The following is a 16,861-nucleotide window of genomic DNA, read 5'->3' on the forward strand; positions in this document are numbered from 1 at the left end:
CGGGTGGGTGCCTATTCTATAACAATGCAGCCCAGCCGCAGAGATGATTATCGTGCGGCGCCCAGCAGGGATGCGCGCAGCACCCCAGGCGTCTGGCCGGTCCAGCGCTTGAAGGAGCGGCGGAAGTTGGTGGCGTCGTGGAAGCCGAGGTGGCGGGCCACGTCCTCGTTGTCGGCGCGGCGGGTCTGGAACAGGTAGAGCGCGACGTGGGTGCGCACCTGGTCCAGCTCGGCCTGGAAATGGGTGTTGTGGCGCGCCAGGTGGCGTTTCAGCGTGGCCGGGCTGACCGCGAAGTCCGCCGCCGTCTGCTCCAGCGTGGGCGCGGTGCGTACACGGGCCAGCAGGTAGTCATAAAGCGCGGTCAGCAGGCTGGGGGGCGTTGCTGAAGCCGGGCTTGCAGGCGGGGCCGCCGGTGCTGCCGTCGCGGGCCACGGGCGGTCCAGCCAGGCGCTGTCGATCAGCATGGCGTCCAGATGGCAGTCGAAGCGCAGGTCGGCGCCAAGGTGTACTTCATGCTGTTCCGTGTAGCGCGGGCGGGTGCGGTTGAAGCAGAAGCGCCACGGCAGCCGCTCGCCGCTCAGCCAGCGGCACATCGACGCCAGCGCGGTCATATGCATCTCGGCCAGGAAGGCTAGCTGGCTGGGCGCGCCATAACAGTCGGTCCAGTACAGTGCCGCCAGTTCCCCTTCCTGCCGGAAGCGTGGGCACAGCAGCGGCGAGAGCGCGCGCTGGCTGCCCGCAAGCGTCTCCAGCGCCTCGCGCAGGCTGCCCGACGCCAGCAGCGCCGCGCTGGCCGCGCCGTACTGGCCCGGCAGCATGTGCTGGCCCAGCATGAAGGCGGTGTCCGCGCTGTCCAGCACGCGGGCCGCGTTTTGCAGCAGTTGCAGGTACTGCTGCGGCGCCAGCTGCAGGTCTTCGGGCGGCGGCTCGGGGCCAGCAAGCCCGGTTCCCCGCCACAAGGCAGGCAAGGCGGCGTCGCGGCTCGCCGCGTAGTCCAGGACCAGCCAGGGCTGGTGCCGCGCAGGGATTACCGCGTCGCCGGCGCCGTGATATGCGACCGCGCCATCGTCGGGGTGGATCACGCCATCGCCGGCTTGCGCCGCACGTCGGCGTGCATGCGGTCCGCCTCACCGTCCTTGCCGCTTGCCTGCGCGGACGCCAGGTCGACCGCCTTGCCCAGTTCGGCCAGCAGCGCCTCGGGATTGCCTTCGGCCATCGTGCAGGCGTGCCGCAGGCCGACCCGGACCCGCCCGCCCGGCGCCGAATGCCGCATGCTGCCCACCATGGCGCACACATGCTCGGCCAGTTCCTGCGCCTCGGCCTGTCCCATCCCCGGCAGCAGGATGGCGTAGCGGTCCCCCGCGTAGCGGCACAGCAGGTCTTCATTGCGCAGGTTGAGCAGCAGCATATGGCCCACCGCCTGCAGTACCCGGTCGCCCTCGCGCTGCCCCAGTTCGCGGTTGATTTTATGGAAGCCGTCTATATCCAGCAGCACCAGCGCACAGGCCGTGCCGGGCGCGCGCTCGTGCTCAAGCCTTATCTGCGCGCGCAGATAGTCCGCGCCGGCCAGCTGCGTCACCCGGTCGAAAGCGCGGTGGTCGCGGAACAGGCGTTCGCGCTTCTGCAAGTGCTCGTTCAGGTTGAACTGCTCCTGGCGCCAGTAATACAGGCCGGCCGTCAGCGTCAGCATCCCCAGCGGCATCAGCGCCTCCAGCCAGTTGTCCCACACCTGGTCCTTGGCGATGTGGAAAAACTCGTCCAGGCAGTCCGCCCATGAACCCAGCATGATGGCCGCCAGCCCCAGCGCCAGCAGGCGCGTGACCAGGCCGCCCGGCCTGCTGCTCAGGGTAATCAGCAGCCAGATACCCGCCATGGCGGCGGTGCCGCCCTCGCAGAAGATATCCAGCCACTTCCAGTGCGACAGTGGCTTGGCCACGCCCAGGCTGGCGTAAAGCATGGGGAACAGCAGCAGGCCAAGGGCCGACAGGATCAGATAGGGACGGTGCAGTTTTAGCATCGCGGCAGCATAGCCGCGCGATGTGACCGCAGTGTGACAGCCTCGTCACACAAGGGGGAGGTGCAAACGGCTCACTCGCCGCCCCCTCTTTGTAACAGAAGCGACATATTCGATTCCTACAATGCGCAGCGTTCTCTCAACTATTCAACCAAGCAAAAAAATCATGAATATCCCAACTGCGCCAACGTTCCGCTTGTCCGCCCTCAGCATGGGCGTACTGGCCATGCTGACTTCCCTGGGCGTGCACGCCCAGGTCGTCGAATCGACCGCCATTGCGGGCGTCGTGGTCGTCACCGGCCAGCAGGCCAGCATGCGCAAGTCCATCGCCGCGCAGGACAAGGCCGACAACATCATCAGCGTCGTCAGCAGCGACGACATCGGCGGCCTGCCGGACAAGAACGCCGCCGAAGCGCTGGCCCGCCTGCCGGGCGTGTCGGTGCAGCGCGACCAGGGCGAAGGCCGCTATATCACCGTGCGCGGCCTCGGCCCGGACCTGAACGCCGTCACCATCAATGGCGCACTGGTGCCGTCGCCTGAATCGGGCCGCCGCGCCGTGGCGCTGGACATCCTGCCGGCGGGCCTGATCCGCTCTCTGGAAGTGAGCAAGACGCTGACGCCGGACATGGACGCCAACTCCCTGGGCGCCACCGTGGAAGTGAAATCGCTGTCCGCCTTCGACCTGCCGGGCAAAGTGCTGTCCGTCACGGCGGCGGCGAGCCGCGACCAGAACACCGAGCAGACCAGCCCGAGCGCCGGCCTGCTGTGGGCGCAGCGCTTCATGGACGGCAAGCTGGGCGTGGCCGTCGGACTGAGCGGCGAAAAGCGCAAGTTCGGCTCCGACAACGTGGAAACCGGCGGCGCCTGGGACGGCGACAAACTGAGCGGCTTTGAATTCCGCGACTACCTGCCCGTGCGCGAACGCCGCGCCGCCGCCGTCAATCTGGACTACCGCCCCGCCGCCGGCAGCAACTGGTTCATGCGCAACCTGCTGAGCCGCTTCAGCGATGACGAAGTACGCGACCGCCTCACCATCAGCAGCATCACCGGCGGCAGCGTCACCGATGGCGCCACGGCCGGCGCGCGCGGCGAACGCCGCCTGCGCCAGCGCAAATACACGCAGGAGATCCGCTCCACGGTGCTGGGCACGGAACAGAAATTCGGCGACTGGCAGCTGAACGTCGAGGGCGGCGCCAGCCGCGCCAACGAGGACACGCCGGAATCCATCAACGACGCGCGCTTCCGCGGCAACGCCAACTTCGCAGGCGTGGGCTTTACCGACGGCGGCAAGCCGCAGCTGGTGGCGCCGGCCGGCATCTACGATCCGGCCAACTACAGCCTGAACGCCATCACGCTGCAGCAGCGCTACTCGGAAGACAAGGAACACCACGCCCGCATCGACCTGTCGCACACCTTCCCGCTGGGCGAAATGCGCTCCACGCTGAAGGTCGGCGCCAAGACCAGCCGCCGCGAAAAGACCAACGACACCAACCAGTGGGCCTACAACAGCAGCAAGGCCACCAGCGGCAACTATTGGGGCACGGGCTCGACTGCCATGACGGCCTTTGTGGGCGCGAATGAGCTGGACTATAAACTGGGCCGCATCGGCGCCGCCATCGACCCGGCCGCCGTGCGCGCCCGCATCGCAGGCCTGGACCGCAACGCCGCACGCCTGGCGTCCGAGTCCGCCATCAACGACTACCGCATGAACGAGGACATCGATTCGGCCTATGCGCAAAACACGCTGTCCTGGGACGCATGGCGCGTGCTGGCCGGCGTGCGCGCCGAGCGCACCAGTTTCGACGCCGCAGGCTCGCAGATCAACGGCACGGCCATTACGCCATTATCCCGCGAGCGCTCCTACACCAACTGGCTGCCGTCGCTGCAGGCACGCTACGACGCCGATGAACACACCAGCATCCGCGCCGCCGTCACCAAGGCCGTGGTGCGCGCCAACTTCAGCCAGTTGGCCCCGGGCGTGACCCTGGCCAGCGCCACCGAAGCAACCATCGGCAACCCGGACCTGGCGCCGCTGCAGGCGCGCAACCTGGACCTGGGCGTGGAACGCATCCTCGGCACCGATGGCACCATTTCCGCCTATGCCTTCCACAAGGACATCAAGAACTTCACCTACACCACCAACCTGGCGGGCACCGGCAAATGGGTGGGCTACACCACCGCCACGTCCTACGCCAACGGCGACAAGGCCAGCGTAAAGGGCCTGGAGCTGGCGTGGACCCAGCCGCTGCGCATGCTGCCGGCGCCGTTCAACAACCTGCTGGCGGGCGTGAACGCCACGCTGAGCGACTCCAAGGCCAACGTGGCACGCTTCGACACCAGGGCGGGCAAGGTCCTGTCGCGCAACATCACCATGCCGGGCCAGTCGGACCGCGTGATGAATGTGATGCTGGGCTACGAACAAGGCCCGGTCAGCACCCGCCTGGCGCTGAACTACAAGTCCGAGTACCTGCTTGAAATGGGGAGCGACATCCTGAACCCGGCGCAGGACCGCATCGTGGACAGCCAGAAGCAGCTCGACTTCTCGTTCGCCTACCAGATCAGCAAACAGCTGCAACTGCAGTTCGAGGCGTCCAATCTGAACAACGAGAAGTACTACGTCTACCAGGGCGTGAAAAACCACAACGCGCAGTACGAACAGTATGGCCGCACCTACAAAATCTCCCTGAAAGCCAACCTGTTCTGATGATGAAGACTCAAACAACTACGATTGCAGCGCTGATCGCTGCGCTGTCCGGAATCGCCGCCGCGCAGCCGGCGGCGGCATCCGGCGCCCAGGCCAACGGCGTGGCCGCCGCCATCAGCACCGTGGCCGGCGCCGCCGAACTGGCGGCCTTGCCCGACGGCGGCTGGCTGGCGCTCGACAAGAACGCCTTGCGCCTGCTGGACGCCGGCGGCAAGGAGCGCGCCCGCTACGCCGTGCGCGGCAAGCAGCTCGATACGCGCAGCCAGTCAGGCGGCGTGCTCGCCACGCTGGTGGACTCGAATACCGAGCGCGCCGTCGCCATCGACGCGGACCTGGCGGCAGGCACGCTGCGCCTGCAAGCGCCCTTCCCTGCGCCCTCCTTCGCCGCCGAAGCGGCCTGCCTGTACCGCGACGCCCAGGACATCAGCTACCAGTTCCTGATCGCCAAGGACGGCCAGAGCGAACAGTGGCTGCTGGACGGCGCCGAGCGCAAGCTGGTGCGCAAGCTCGCCCTGCCGACGCACGTGCGGCACTGCCGCGTGGACGACGCCACCGGCACGCTGTTCGTCAGCGAATCCGGCATGGGCCTGTGGGCCTACCGGGCGGAAGCGGAAGGCGCGGGCGAGCGCCATGTGCTGGCCCTGCGCCAGCCCTACGGCAAACTGTCCGGCGGCCCGGGCGCGCTGGCGCTGCTGCCCGGCGGCGTCGCCATGCTGGACGCCAAGGGCAAGCAGCTCTACGTGTTCGGCCAGCGCGACGGCGCATGGCAGGCGCAGGCGCCACGCGCTCTGGCCGACGCAGCCAACAGCCGCGCACTGGCCAGCCGCATATCCGGCGCCGGCGCCGCCGAGCTGCTGCTGAACAGCGAGGACGCAAAACATTGGCGCGCGGTGCCCGCCGGCCTGCCAGCGCAGGCAGGCGCCTCCCGCACCGCCGCAGTTGCCTCCGCAGCGCCGGCCATCGTGCTCCCGCGCGCACAGACCGAACCCATGGCCCGCCTGGGCGACGCTGCGGACGATCCGGCCATCTGGGTCCATCCATCCAGCCCTGCCGCGTCGCGCGTGCTCGGCACCAACAAGAAACAAGGCTTGCTGGTCTACGACATGCAAGGCGAACAGACCCAGTTGCTGGAGTCCGGCCGCCTGAACAATGTGGACCTGCGCCAGAACGTGCTGCTGGACGGCGCCCGCCATGACCTCGCCCTGGCCACCCAGCGCGACGACAACACCATGGTGCTGTTCACGATAGACCCCAACGGTACAGTGGCCGAGGCTGTACGCTTCCCCACCGGCCTGGAGAAAATCTACGGCATCTGCGTCTACCAGCCAGCGGGCGGCGGCCTGGAAGCATTCGTCAACGACAAGGACGGCACCTTCCAGCACTACCGCATAGGCCGCAAGGACGGCACTTTTACCAGCACCCTGCTGCGCAGCTTCAAGGTCGCCACCCAGCCGGAAGGCTGCGTCGCGGACGACCGCAGCGGCCGGTTGTTCGTGGGCGAGGAAAAGCGCGGCGTGTGGACGCTGCCCGCAGCGGCGGACCAGGGTTCGGCCATGCGCATGATACTGCCGGTGGGCGGCGTGCTGACCGCCGACGTGGAAGGCATGTCGCTCTATCACGGCGCACAGGCGAGCTACCTGGTGGTCTCCAGCCAGGGCAGCAACAGCTACGTGGTGCTGGACGCGGACGCGCCGCACAAGGTGCGCGGCAGCTTCCGCATCGGCGTGAACGTGGCGGCGGGCATAGACGGCGCGTCGGAAACCGATGGCCTGGATGTCAGCTCGGCCAATCTGGGCGGGCCATACGCCGAAGGCATGCTGGTGGTGCAGGACGGCTACAAGCGCCTGCCGGACGGCCCGCAGAACTTCAAGTATGTTGCCTGGTCCGACATTGCCAGCGCCCTGAAGCTGCGCTAGAATGCGTGCGCTGCCCAATTTTCGGGCAGCGCTTTTTCAGGAGTAAACGCCGATGCGCAAGTAAGCCCCCTCAGCAAGAGATCGCAAGTCCGCAACGCGGCATGCGAGTGACGATGCGTCCGCACCATGCGGCTGCATGACCCGTCTGGAGCTTACTTATGGCAAATCATATCCACGCCACCGCTGCGGTGGCAATGGCGCAATCCAATGCGCCCGCGTTTTCGGGCGCGTTCTCCATCTCCCTGCGAGACGTATCCTTCGCGCTTCCCACAGGGCGGCTGCTTTTCGACCGCCTGGAAGCCTGCTTCCACGCCGAGCGCACCGGCCTTGTGGGCGCCAACGGCACGGGGAAAAGCCTGTTCGCGCGCATGCTGGCTGGCCAATTGGCGCCCGGCAGCGGCACGGTGCTGCGGTCCGGCAGCCTGGCATACGTGCCGCAGGAGGTACGCCCCGCTGCCGGAGACACTGTGGCCGCAGTCGCCGGCCTGGCCCCGCTGTTCGATGCACTGGCGCGCATGGACGCAGGAGAGGTCCGCGCCGAAGACCTGGACCTGCTGGAAGGCCGCTGGTCCATCGCCTCCGAGTTTGCGCAAGCGCTGTCCGATTCCGGCATGCCCGGTCTGCGGCCCGGCGACAGAGCCGCAAGCCTGAGCGGCGGCGAGTTGATGCGCATTGCGCTGGCGGGCGCCTTCCTGTCCCAGGCGGACGGACTGGTGCTGGATGAACCGACCAACCACCTGGACCGCGCAGGCCGCGCGTGGCTGCAGGCGCGCCTGCTGGCCTGGCGCGGCGGCGCCGTCATCGTGAGCCATGACCGCGAACTGCTGGAGGCCATGGAGCGCATCGTGGAGCTGGACGCCGCAGGCCTGCACAGCTACGGCGGCAACTACAGCCACTATGAAGCACAGCGCGAAGCGGCAGGAAATGCGGCGCACGGCGCGCTGGAACACGCCCGCAACGAACGGGACGCCGCCCAGCGCGCACTGCGCAAGCAGCACGACACGCAGCAGGCACGTGCCGCCCGCAACGCCAGGGCCGGCAAGGAAGCCAACATCGCCCCCATCCTGCGCGGCAAACTGAAACGCCAGGCCGAAGCGACGGCGGGCCGCGACACGCAGCGCCGCGCGGAGACCATCGCCGCGCACGACGAAGCGGTGCGCGAAGCCGCATCCCGCGTCAACGCGCCTGCGCCGGTGGCCCTGCTGCTGCCGGCGAGCACAGTCCCGCCGGGCAAACGCGTGCTCGAGTTTGACGCGCTAATGCCCCCTTTTCCTCTGCCGCGAGATCCGCGTGCGCCCGAACAGCGCTCGCTCGGCGACGCGCCGGCAACGCTGGACTTCACGCTGTCCGGCCCTGTGCGGCTGGCCATCACTGGTCCCAATGGCTGCGGCAAGACCACGCTGCTGAAGATAATGGCAGGCTTGCTGCCGCCGCTGTCCGGCGCCTGCCGCGTCAGCGTGCCCCATGCCTGGCTGGACCAGCACGCCGCCGCGCTGCTGCCTGCGCACATGACGGTGCTGGAGCGCCTGCGCGAGCTCGATAGCCCGCTGCCGGAAGGCGAGTTGCGCAGCCGCCTGGCGCTGCTCGGCCTCCACGCCGCGCAAGTCCATACCCCGTCAGAACGTCTAAGCGGCGGCGAAAGACTGAAAGCCGCCCTGGCCTGCGCCCTGTGGCGCAATCAGCCCGCCCAGTTCCTGCTGCTCGACGAGCCCACCAACCACCTCGATCTGGCCTCGGTGCGGGCGCTGGAACACGCCCTGCAAGCCTACACCGGCGCGCTGGCCGTGGTCTCGCACGACGCCCGCTTCCTCGAAGCGCTGCGAGCTACCCATGCGCTGAATTACCAAAACGGCATTTGGTCGCTGGCCGGGAAATGATATGCTTCTTCCAACACAATCACGGGAGCCGCAATGTCCATCGCTGAAAAGCTGTTCAAACTAAAAGAAGCCGGCTCGGACGTGCGGACGGAAACGGTGGCGGGCATCACCACCTTCCTCACCATGGCGTACATTATCTTCGTCAATCCCGCCATCCTTGGCGACGCCGGCGTGCCCAAGGAAGCCGTGTTTGTCGCCACCTGCCTGGCTGCCGCGCTGGGCACCGCCGTCATGGCGCTGTACGCCAACTACCCCATCGGCATGGCCCCCGGCATGGGCCTGAACGCCTACTTTGCCTATGCCGTCGTGCTGGGCATGGGCATTCCCTGGCAATCCGCGCTGGGCGCGGTGTTTATTTCGGGCTGCCTGTTCGTCGTCGTGAGCCTGCTCGGACTGCGCGGCATGATAGTCAACGGCATTCCGCACGCGCTGCGCACCGCCATTACGGTCGGCCTGGGCCTGTTCCTGGCGCTGATCGCGCTCAAGAGCGCGGGCATCGTCACCGCCAATCCAGCCACCATGGTCACGGCCGGCGACCTGCACAAGCCGCCCGCGCTGATGGCCATTTTCGGCTTCATGCTCATCGTCGCGCTGGACAAGCTGAAAGTGCGGGGCGCCATCCTGATCGGCATCGTCGCGGTCACCCTGCTCAGCTTCGTCTTTGGCGGCAACCAGTTCAAGGGCGTCTTCTCCGCCCCGCCGTCGCTCGATCCAACGCTGCTGAAACTGGACGTCAAGGGTGCGCTGTCAGTCGGCATCGTCAACGTGGTGCTGGTGTTCTTCCTGGTTGAACTGTTCGACGCCACCGGCACGCTGATGGGCGTGGCCAACCGCGCAGGCCTGCTGGTGCCGGGCAAGATGGAACGCATGAACAAGGCCCTGCTTGCCGACAGCGCCGCCATCGTGGCCGGTTCGCTGCTGGGCACTTCCAGCACCACCGCCTACGTGGAAAGCGCGGCGGGCGTGCAGGCCGGCGGTCGCACCGGGCTGACCGCGCTGGTGGTGGCCGCGCTGTTCCTGGCCTGTTTGTTCATTGCGCCGCTGGCGGGTGCCGTGCCGGCCTACGCCACCGCGCCCGCGCTACTGTTCGTGGCCTGCCTGATGCTGCGCGACCTGGCGGACATAGACTGGTCCGACACCACGGAAAGCGTGCCGGCCGGTATCACCGCCATGCTGATTCCGTTCACGTACTCGATTGCGCACGGCATCGCCTTCGGCTTCATCACCTACGCGGTGCTCAAGCTGCTGACCGGCCGCGCCCGCGAGGTGAAACCCATTGTGTGGATCATCGCCGCCGTGTTCACGTTCAAGTACGCCTACCTTCCGGCTTAATCCCGTCTCCTTGATGGCCAGGATGCCGACGACGTTGTGCAGCCGCATGCGGCACAACGTCAGAAGATCCTCCTCCGGCGCGGCCAGCCGCATCCAGACCTCCATCCCTTGCGCACACTGGCTGATGCGCATGTCGCGCAAGGTAATGCCGGCCCGGCGCACAATCGCGAGCGCGTTCTCGAGCGTGGACAGGGCTGCTTCCGCTTCTATCGTGAAGCGCAGGTTTTTCAGGGCGGTGGCGGTGGATGTGTTCATGTAAGAACTATACGGCCGCAAGGTAAAAATAGGCTTCCTGAAATTACCTAGTTTTAGCTAGAATGAAGAACATTCTTCTTCATTCCAGGCGGAAACGTGAATAGTTCACCAAGCATCGATGAAACCGACCGCCGCATCCTGCGCGCGCTGCGCCGCGACGGGCGGCTGAGCAACACCAAACTGGCCGAACAGGTTGGCCTGTCCACCACGCCGTGCTGGAACCGCGTGCGGGCACTGGAGGAAAGCGGCGTGATCGAAAGCTATACGGCGGTGCTGAACCAGCAGGCGCTCGGCCTGCCGGATACCGTCATCATCGAAGTAACGCTGGACCGGCACGACGACGACATCTTCGAGAAGTTCGGCCAGGCGCTTGCGGGACTGCCGGAAGTAATCGAGGCCTACCTGCTCACCGGCGAGTACGATTATCTGATCAAGGTGGCGGTGGCGGGTACGGCGGGCTACGAGGAATTCCTGCGCCGCAAACTGTACAAGCTGCCCGGCCTGCGCCACAGCCGCTCCACCTTCGTGCTGCGCTGCCTCAAGCGCGCGCACTCGGTGGAGCCTTAGGCGTTGCGGCTGCCTAATAATTCCGGCTGTCAAGCAAGGCCACCATTTCCGGCTTCCGGAAATGCTCCACCACGTGGTCGACAAAGACCCGCGTCTTTGCGGGCAGCAGCTTCTTGCTCGGGTAGTAGACCGATACCGGCCCCGCGTCCCCGCGCCAGCCGGGCAGGAGCCTGACCAGCGCTCCGCTTTTCAGCCAGCGCGCCGCATGCGGCATGGGCAGCAGCGCCACGCCCAGGCCGCGCATGGCCGCGTAGGCCATCGCTTCCGGGTCGTCAAAGATGATGCGGGGGCGGCCGGCGGCCAGCGCTTCGTCGCCGTTCTCGTGCCTTAGCGTCCACACCTTGGCGCGGCCCGTGCCCGCCGAACGGCGCACGATGCTGTCGAACTCCGCCAGCTCTGACGGGTGCTCCGGCATGCGCCGCTGCGCCACATAGGCCGGCGACGCGGCGGCCACCACGTGCGCCCGAGCCAGCTCGCGCGCCACCACGCCCTGCGTCAGCTCTATGCCGCCGCCGATGGCGGCGTCGAATCCGTCGCCGATCAAATCCACCGCGCGGTTGTCGAAGTGCCAGTCCGGCAGCACGGCAGGATAGCGCTCCAGGAAGCCATCCAGCATGGGCAGCACATATTCGCGGCCGAAAGCCAGCGCCATGCCCACCTTCAGCACACCCGAAGGCTGGCCCTCGTCCGCCGCCGCATTGACGATGGCGTCCTGCACCGTGGCGAAGGCGCCGCCTATCTGGTGCAGGAAGCGCTCGCCGCCGCTGGTAAGCGTCAGGCTGCGGGTGCTGCGCTGGAAAAGGCGCAGGCCCAGGCTAGCTTCCAGCCGCGCCACGTTCTTGCTCACGGCGGCGGGCGTCAGCCCCAAACGGCGCGCGGCGGCCGAAAAACTGCCGGTTTCCGCAGCCTGGATGAAGGATTCAAGGTAGTTGAGCGGTTCCATCAGGCTATTTTATACCATTGGTTGAAACTGATACGGCAGATTACCACCTAGCGCAAGCCTAATGCGTGGGACATACTGGATTCATCAACCAACCCCAAGGAGATTCAAAATGACCACCGCAACCATCACCACCGCTACCACCTTCGCTAACAAAGTCGCCTTCGTGACCGGCGGCGCACGCGGCATCGGCGCAGCAACCGTCCGCCGCCTGGCCGAAGGCGGCGCCGCCGTCGCATTCACCTACCAGTCCTCGTCCGCCGTGGCGGACGCGCTGGTGGCCAGCATCACCGCCGCCGGCGGCCGCGCGCTGGCCCTGAAAGCCGATGCAGCCGATTCCGATGCCGTTATCGCCGCCATCAAGCAGACCGCCGCGCAATTCGGCAAGATCGACATCCTGGTGAACAACGCCGGCGTGCTGCGCATGGGCGACGTGGCCGAGTTTTCGCTGAAGGACTTCGACGACACCGTGGCCGTCAACATCCGCGCCGTGTTCGTGGCGGTGCAATCGGTGCTGCCGTTCATGGACAAGGGTGGCCGCATCATCAACATCGGCAGCACCAACGCCGTGCGCATGCCGTTCGCCGGCGGCGCCGCCTACGCCATGAGCAAATCCGCCCTGACCGGCCTGGTGCAAGGCCTGTCGCGTGACCTGGCTCCGCGCGGCATCACTATCAACAACGTGCAGCCTGGCCCGGTGGACACCGACATGAACCCTGAGAACGGCGACTTCGGCGCAGCCCTGCACGCCCTGATGGCCATCCAGCGCCACGGCCGTCCGGAAGAAATCGCCGGCATGGTGGCCTACCTGGCCAGCCCTGAAGCAGCCTTCGTCACCGGCGCCAGCCTGACCATCGACGGCGGCTTCGCAGCCTAAGCAGTATCGTAACGGAATGTCACATGTGCGGCTGGGCCAGTATCAATCGGGTACAATGCTGGCTCACCGTATTCAGACCGGCCCGCCGGCACGGCACTTCGCACATGAAACTGATATCCCTGATCGCGCTGACGCTGGCCGTCGCGCACGGCGGCGCAGCCGCCCAAGACATTCCCGAACGCACCTGGTCCACCTCCGCAGAACTCGGCGCCATCACCACCACCGGCAACACCGTCGGCACCTCCGTCACCGGCAAGATCGACGCGCGCCAGGAGCTGGAAAACTGGAGCAACGAGTACATCCTGAGCGGCTATTTCAAGGAAGACGAAACCCACACCGACAACGGCAGCAAGCTGCGCGAGCGCTCGGCCGAGCGTTTCGCACTGTCCGCCAAGGCCGCGTACAAGCTGCTGGACGATAACAAGAAGCTGTTCGTGCTCGGCTCCCATGTGGACGACAAGTTCGGCGCCTACACCACTTACAGTTCGCTGTCGGTCGGTCACAGCTCGCGCTGGTACAAATCGCGCGACAAGACGCTGGATGTGGAGCTGGGTCCGGGCTACTTCACCGGCACGCGCGCCACCGGCGAGTCCGAGAACGGCATGACCGTGCGCGGCGCGGCATCGATGCGCTGGCAGCTCAGCCCTTCGGCTATGTTCACGCAAACGGTGAGCATGGAACGCGGCACGTCCAACCTGCACTCGCAGGCTGAAACGGCGCTCAGCACCAAGATCAACGGCACCATGCAGATGAAGGCCGCCTTCAGCGCCCGCAGCGACACCAACGTGCCCGACGAGAAGAAGAATACCGATACGCAAACCTCGCTGACGCTGGTGTATTCGTTCTAAGTCCCATCAATCCGCCATCATGCGCGGCAGCCATGCCGCCAGCACGCCCTGCGCCGCCGTGCAGTACCAGATCAGCGCCACATTGTTCAGCGTGGCCCGGCTGGCGGCGGTGAGATGCCGGCGCCAGGAGCGCGCGCACAGATACGGCCCCGCCAGCGCCAGCAGCACCACGTGCAGCCCCTGGTAAGAAGTCAGCACCGCAACCGACGCACTCCACCCATCCCGCCTCGGCGACAGCCCGGCTTCCATCTGGCTTCCGATATCGCAACCCATGGCAGCCAGCGTGCAAGCCAGCGCCGCCATCACCAGCAGCCGCAAGCCGCGCTGCGACACGCCTTCCTGCATGCGCGCCGGACGGCACGCCAGCGCGATCAGACCCGCCGAGGCCAGCCACAATGCGCTGGACAGCCATGCCCATGGCGCCCCTGCCAGGCTGGCGCCCGGCGGCGGACACACCTCCAGCCGCATCGCCAGATGGATGTGGGCGAACGCGAACGAGGCGAAGATGCAGCCGTCCACCACCAGCATGATGACGCAAGCCCACCACGCATGTCCCCTGCCGCCGCGCTCGCCCACCGGCAGCAGCAGATTGTCGGCCACCCTGGCGCTGGCCATCGGCGGAATGCGGTCGGTCTGCCACAGCCATGCCATCACCGCGCCAAGCGCCAGCAGGCCGCACAGCCATGCCGTCGCGGTCCATTTCACGGTCAGCAGCAGGAAGTAGCCTGCCGTGCCGGCGGCCGCCGCCAGCGGCCACCAGCTGTCACCCGCCAGCACCAGCAGGTAGCGCGGGCTGGCATCCTTCCAGCTCGTGAACATGGTTTCTCGCCGCCCGGTGGCGGTGCCGGGCAGGAAATGCGCGCCCTGCTCCACCTGTTCCGCCAGCCCTTCCTGCTCCCACAGCGGCTCGGTGGACGCCACCAGCGGAATGCTGCGCGGACCGTACTCCTTTTCCGGCAGCCATTCCATGGTCGGTGCGCCCCAGGGGTTGCCCTTGTCCTTCTTTGGGCGGCACAGCGTGCGCACCACGTCCACAGTGAACAGCAGCACGCCCGCCGCGAACACGAAGGAACCGATGGTGGACACCACGTTCAGGCCATTCCAGCCCAGGTCCGCCGGATAAGTGTAGACCCGGCGCGGCATGCCTTGCAGGCCGGTGATGTGCATGGTGAAGAAGCCGAGATTGAAACCGCCGAACATCAGCCAGAATGACCAGCGCGTCCAGCGTTCGGACATGGTGTGCCCGTTCAGCAGCGGCAGCCAGTAGCAGATGCCCGCGAAGACCGGGAACAGCATGCCCCCCACCAGCACATAATGCAAGTGGGCGACGATGAAGTAGCTGTCGTGCGCCTGCCAGTCGAAGGGCAGCACCGCCACCATCACGCCGGTCAGCCCGCCGAGCGCAAAGATGAACAGAAAGCCCAGCATGAACAAGGCGGGTCCGTTCATGCCCGCGCCGCGCCGCACGCTGCCGCGCCACATGGTGGCGATCCAGGCGAACACCTGCACCGAGGCGGGTATCGCCACCACCATGCTGGCCGCCGAGACCAGGCTGGCGGACAGCAAGGTGAGCCCGCCGGTGAACATATGGTGGGCCCACAGCGCGAAGCTGACGATGCCGGTGGCGGCCATGGACCAGATCACGGCGCGCCGTCCCACCAGCGGCGTGCCGGCAATGGCGGGCAGCATGGTGGACACCAGCCCGGCGGCTGGCAGGAAGATGATATACACCTCGGGATGGCCGAAGAACCAGAACAAGTGCTGCCACAAGGCGGGGTCGCCGCCGCGTTCCGGGATAAAGAACGGCCAGTCCCAGGCGCGTTCAAGCTCCAGCAGCGCGGTGCCGGCGATCACCGCCGGGAAGGCGAACACGATCATCAGGCCGACGATCAGCATGGCCCAGGCGAACACCGGCATGCGCGCCAGCGTCATGCCGGGCGCGCGGGTGAACAGGATGCCGATCACGAGCTCGATGGCGCCGGCGATGGCGGATATCTCGATGAAGCCTATGCCGAGCAGCCAGAAGTCGGCGCCCAGGCTCGGCGACCAGGCTTTGCCGGTGAGCGGCGGATACATGAACCAGCCACCGTCCGGTGCGAGGCCGGCAAACAGCGTGCAGAAGAAAGCCAGGCCGCCTATGGCGTAGGCCCAGTAGGCGTAGGCCGACAGGCGCGGGAACGGCAGGTCGCGCGCGCCCAGCATGGCGGGCAGCAGGTAGACGGCGAACGCCTCCACCACGGGGATGGCGAACAGGAACATCATCACCGTGCCGTGCATGGTGAAGACCTGGTTGTAGGTGGCGGCGTCCAGCAGGGTGTTGTCCGGCACGGCCAGTTGCAGGCGCATCAGCAGGCCAAGTACGCCGGCCAGCAGGAAGAACAGCAGCGCGGTGGCAAGATACAACCGTCCGATATTGGTGTTGTTGACGGTGCTGAAGTGGCGCCAGCCGGCGGGCGTGCGCCACACGCGCTCCAGCTGTTCCAGTTCGCCGGGCGGGCGCGGGAGGCTGCTGGGCAGGCGGCTCATTTCAGTTGCTCCAGGTAGGCGGCCAGCGCCTGCAGCGATGCCGGGTCCATGCCTGCGGCGGCGGGCATGCGCACTCCCCGCTTGTGGACATGGGGATCGGCTATCCACGCTGCCAATGCGCCGGGATCGTTGCGCAGCGTCCCGGCCGCCAGGTACATGCGGCTGGCCACGTGCGTCAGGTCCGGACCGGCGCCGGGCAAGCTTGCGCGCGCCGGCGCTGCCCCAGATTCGGACCTGCTGATGGCGGTGCGGACGGCATGGCAGGCGGCGCAATGCCGCTCGAACGCGCTGCGGCCCAGCGCCAGGCGCGCGCTGGCTTCGCCGTCCGCCACGCTGCGGCCATCATGGCCATTTGCGGCCGTGGCGCGCGTGAACGGCGACGGCTGCGGGCGGGCCTGGTGCGCCAGCCAGGCGCCGAAAGCGGCAGGCGGCTCGACGACCACGTGCAGCGCCATCCTGGCGTGCTGGAGGCCGCAGTATTCGGCGCACTGGCCGCGATACACGCCCGGCCTGGACGGCCGCAGCGCAAGGCCGGTCATCCGGCCCGGCACCATGTCCATCTTGCCCGCCAGCGCGGGCACCCAGAAGCTGTGGATCACGTCCGTGCTGGTGAGGGCCAGGTACACCGGGCGGCCTGCCGGCAGGTGCAGCTCGTTGGCCAGCACGATGTCCGTGCCACCGGATGGATCGCGGTAGCGCACCTCCCACCACCACATCCTGGCCGTCACCGACACCACCAGCGCGCCTTGCGAGGTCTGCGTGGCCAGTTGCGTGCTGCGCCGGACATTGTAGGCCATCAAGGCCGACAACACGGCGATGGGCAGCAACAGGCCGCCGCCAACGATCCACAGGCCAGGCCGCAGCGTTCCGGCACGCCGGCGCAGGCTGAGTCCCATCAGCAGCATCACGCAGCCGAAGACCAGCGCGGCGCCAGCGATCAGCACCCATGCCATCTGCGCGATGATGGCGGCATCGGCGCTGGCGGGGGCGAGGACGCCGTCCATG

General features: G+C 67.2%; 12 protein-coding genes. 7 read left to right on the top strand and 5 right to left on the bottom strand.

The window, feature by feature from the left end; all coding sequences use genetic code 11:
* Nucleotides 1-47: 47 nt before the first annotated feature.
* A complete protein-coding gene (locus KT882_RS17695; protein ID WP_228892803.1) occupies nucleotides 48-1,082 on the bottom strand; it encodes an AraC family transcriptional regulator in 1,035 nt (344 codons plus the stop codon).
* Complete coding sequence (locus tag KT882_RS17700; protein ID WP_161071253.1) at nucleotides 1,079-2,017, bottom strand: GGDEF domain-containing protein; 939 nt, start codon at nucleotides 2,015-2,017, stop codon at nucleotides 1,079-1,081. Before KT882_RS17700 ends, KT882_RS17695 begins: the two co-directional genes overlap by 4 nt.
* A 163-nt stretch (nucleotides 2,018-2,180) precedes the next feature.
* Here KT882_RS17700 and KT882_RS17705 point away from each other — a divergent pair, with 163 nt between their 5' ends.
* The 5 genes from KT882_RS17705 (at nucleotide 2,181) to KT882_RS17725 (ending at nucleotide 10,665) form a co-directional block, all read left to right on the top strand.
* On the top strand, nucleotides 2,181-4,718 hold the full coding sequence (locus KT882_RS17705) for a TonB-dependent receptor (RefSeq protein ID WP_228892805.1): 2,538 nt from the start codon (nucleotides 2,181-2,183) through the stop codon (nucleotides 4,716-4,718).
* On the top strand, nucleotides 4,718-6,634 hold the full coding sequence (locus KT882_RS17710) for a phytase (RefSeq protein WP_228892806.1): 1,917 nt from the start codon (nucleotides 4,718-4,720) through the stop codon (nucleotides 6,632-6,634). The genes KT882_RS17705 and KT882_RS17710 overlap by 1 nt, the downstream gene beginning before the upstream one ends.
* A 194-nt stretch (nucleotides 6,635-6,828) precedes the next feature.
* Complete coding sequence (locus KT882_RS17715) at nucleotides 6,829-8,511, top strand: ABC-F family ATP-binding cassette domain-containing protein (RefSeq protein WP_407682051.1); 1,683 nt, start codon at nucleotides 6,829-6,831, stop codon at nucleotides 8,509-8,511.
* 33 nt (nucleotides 8,512-8,544) lie between these two features.
* Nucleotides 8,545-9,843, top strand: a complete 1,299-nt coding sequence (locus KT882_RS17720; RefSeq protein WP_228892811.1) for an NCS2 family permease — start codon at nucleotides 8,545-8,547, stop codon at nucleotides 9,841-9,843.
* 351 nt (nucleotides 9,844-10,194) lie between these two features.
* Entirely contained in the window at nucleotides 10,195-10,665 is a 471-nt protein-coding gene (locus KT882_RS17725) for an Lrp/AsnC family transcriptional regulator (RefSeq protein WP_228892812.1), read from the top strand.
* Nucleotides 10,666-10,678: 13 nt separating this feature from the next.
* Here KT882_RS17725 and KT882_RS17730 read toward each other — a convergent pair whose 3' ends face one another.
* Entirely contained in the window at nucleotides 10,679-11,608 is a 930-nt protein-coding gene (locus KT882_RS17730) for a LysR family transcriptional regulator (protein WP_161071249.1), read from the bottom strand.
* A gap of 109 nt (nucleotides 11,609-11,717) precedes the next feature.
* Here KT882_RS17730 and KT882_RS17735 point away from each other — a divergent pair, with 109 nt between their 5' ends.
* The gene (locus KT882_RS17735) at nucleotides 11,718-12,482 is read left to right on the top strand and encodes an SDR family oxidoreductase (protein ID WP_161071248.1); all 765 of its coding nucleotides are present in this window, start codon (nucleotides 11,718-11,720) and stop codon (nucleotides 12,480-12,482) included.
* Between the two features lie 104 nt (nucleotides 12,483-12,586).
* Entirely contained in the window at nucleotides 12,587-13,330 is a 744-nt protein-coding gene (locus KT882_RS17740; RefSeq protein ID WP_161071247.1) for a DUF481 domain-containing protein, read from the top strand.
* Nucleotides 13,331-13,336: 6 nt separating this feature from the next.
* Here the strand turns inward: KT882_RS17740 and KT882_RS17745 are convergent, their stop codons facing one another.
* A complete protein-coding gene (locus KT882_RS17745; protein ID WP_228892813.1) occupies nucleotides 13,337-15,856 on the bottom strand; it encodes a cbb3-type cytochrome c oxidase subunit I in 2,520 nt (839 codons plus the stop codon).
* Entirely contained in the window at nucleotides 15,853-16,860 is a 1,008-nt protein-coding gene (locus KT882_RS17750; protein WP_228892814.1) for a cytochrome c oxidase subunit II, read from the bottom strand. Before KT882_RS17750 ends, KT882_RS17745 begins: the two co-directional genes overlap by 4 nt.
* Between the last annotated feature and the right edge of the window lies 1 nt (nucleotide 16,861).

The organism is Pseudoduganella aquatica, assembly GCF_020865585.1.
Taxonomy (GTDB): domain Bacteria; phylum Pseudomonadota; class Gammaproteobacteria; order Burkholderiales; family Burkholderiaceae_D; genus Rugamonas; species Rugamonas aquatica_A.

Bases quoted from the DNA above. Each gene is read 5' to 3' on its own strand.
- KT882_RS17700 (WP_161071253.1), bottom strand. From the start codon at position 2,017: ATGCTAAAACTGCACCGTCCCTATCTGATCCTGTCGGCCCTTGGCCTG.
- KT882_RS17705 (WP_228892805.1), top strand. From the start codon at position 2,181: ATGAATATCCCAACTGCGCCAACGTTCCGCTTGTCCGCCCTCAGCATG.
- KT882_RS17710 (WP_228892806.1), top strand. From the start codon at position 4,718: ATGATGAAGACTCAAACAACTACGATTGCAGCGCTGATCGCTGCGCTG.
- KT882_RS17715 (WP_407682051.1), top strand. From the start codon at position 6,829: ATGGCGCAATCCAATGCGCCCGCGTTTTCGGGCGCGTTCTCCATCTCC.
- KT882_RS17720 (WP_228892811.1), top strand. From the start codon at position 8,545: ATGTCCATCGCTGAAAAGCTGTTCAAACTAAAAGAAGCCGGCTCGGAC.
- KT882_RS17730 (WP_161071249.1), bottom strand. From the start codon at position 11,608: ATGGAACCGCTCAACTACCTTGAATCCTTCATCCAGGCTGCGGAAACC.
- KT882_RS17735 (WP_161071248.1), top strand. From the start codon at position 11,718: ATGACCACCGCAACCATCACCACCGCTACCACCTTCGCTAACAAAGTC.
- KT882_RS17740 (WP_161071247.1), top strand. From the start codon at position 12,587: ATGAAACTGATATCCCTGATCGCGCTGACGCTGGCCGTCGCGCACGGC.
- KT882_RS17745 (WP_228892813.1), bottom strand. From the start codon at position 15,856: ATGAGCCGCCTGCCCAGCAGCCTCCCGCGCCCGCCCGGCGAACTGGAA.
- KT882_RS17750 (WP_228892814.1), bottom strand. From the start codon at position 16,860: ATGGACGGCGTCCTCGCCCCCGCCAGCGCCGATGCCGCCATCATCGCG.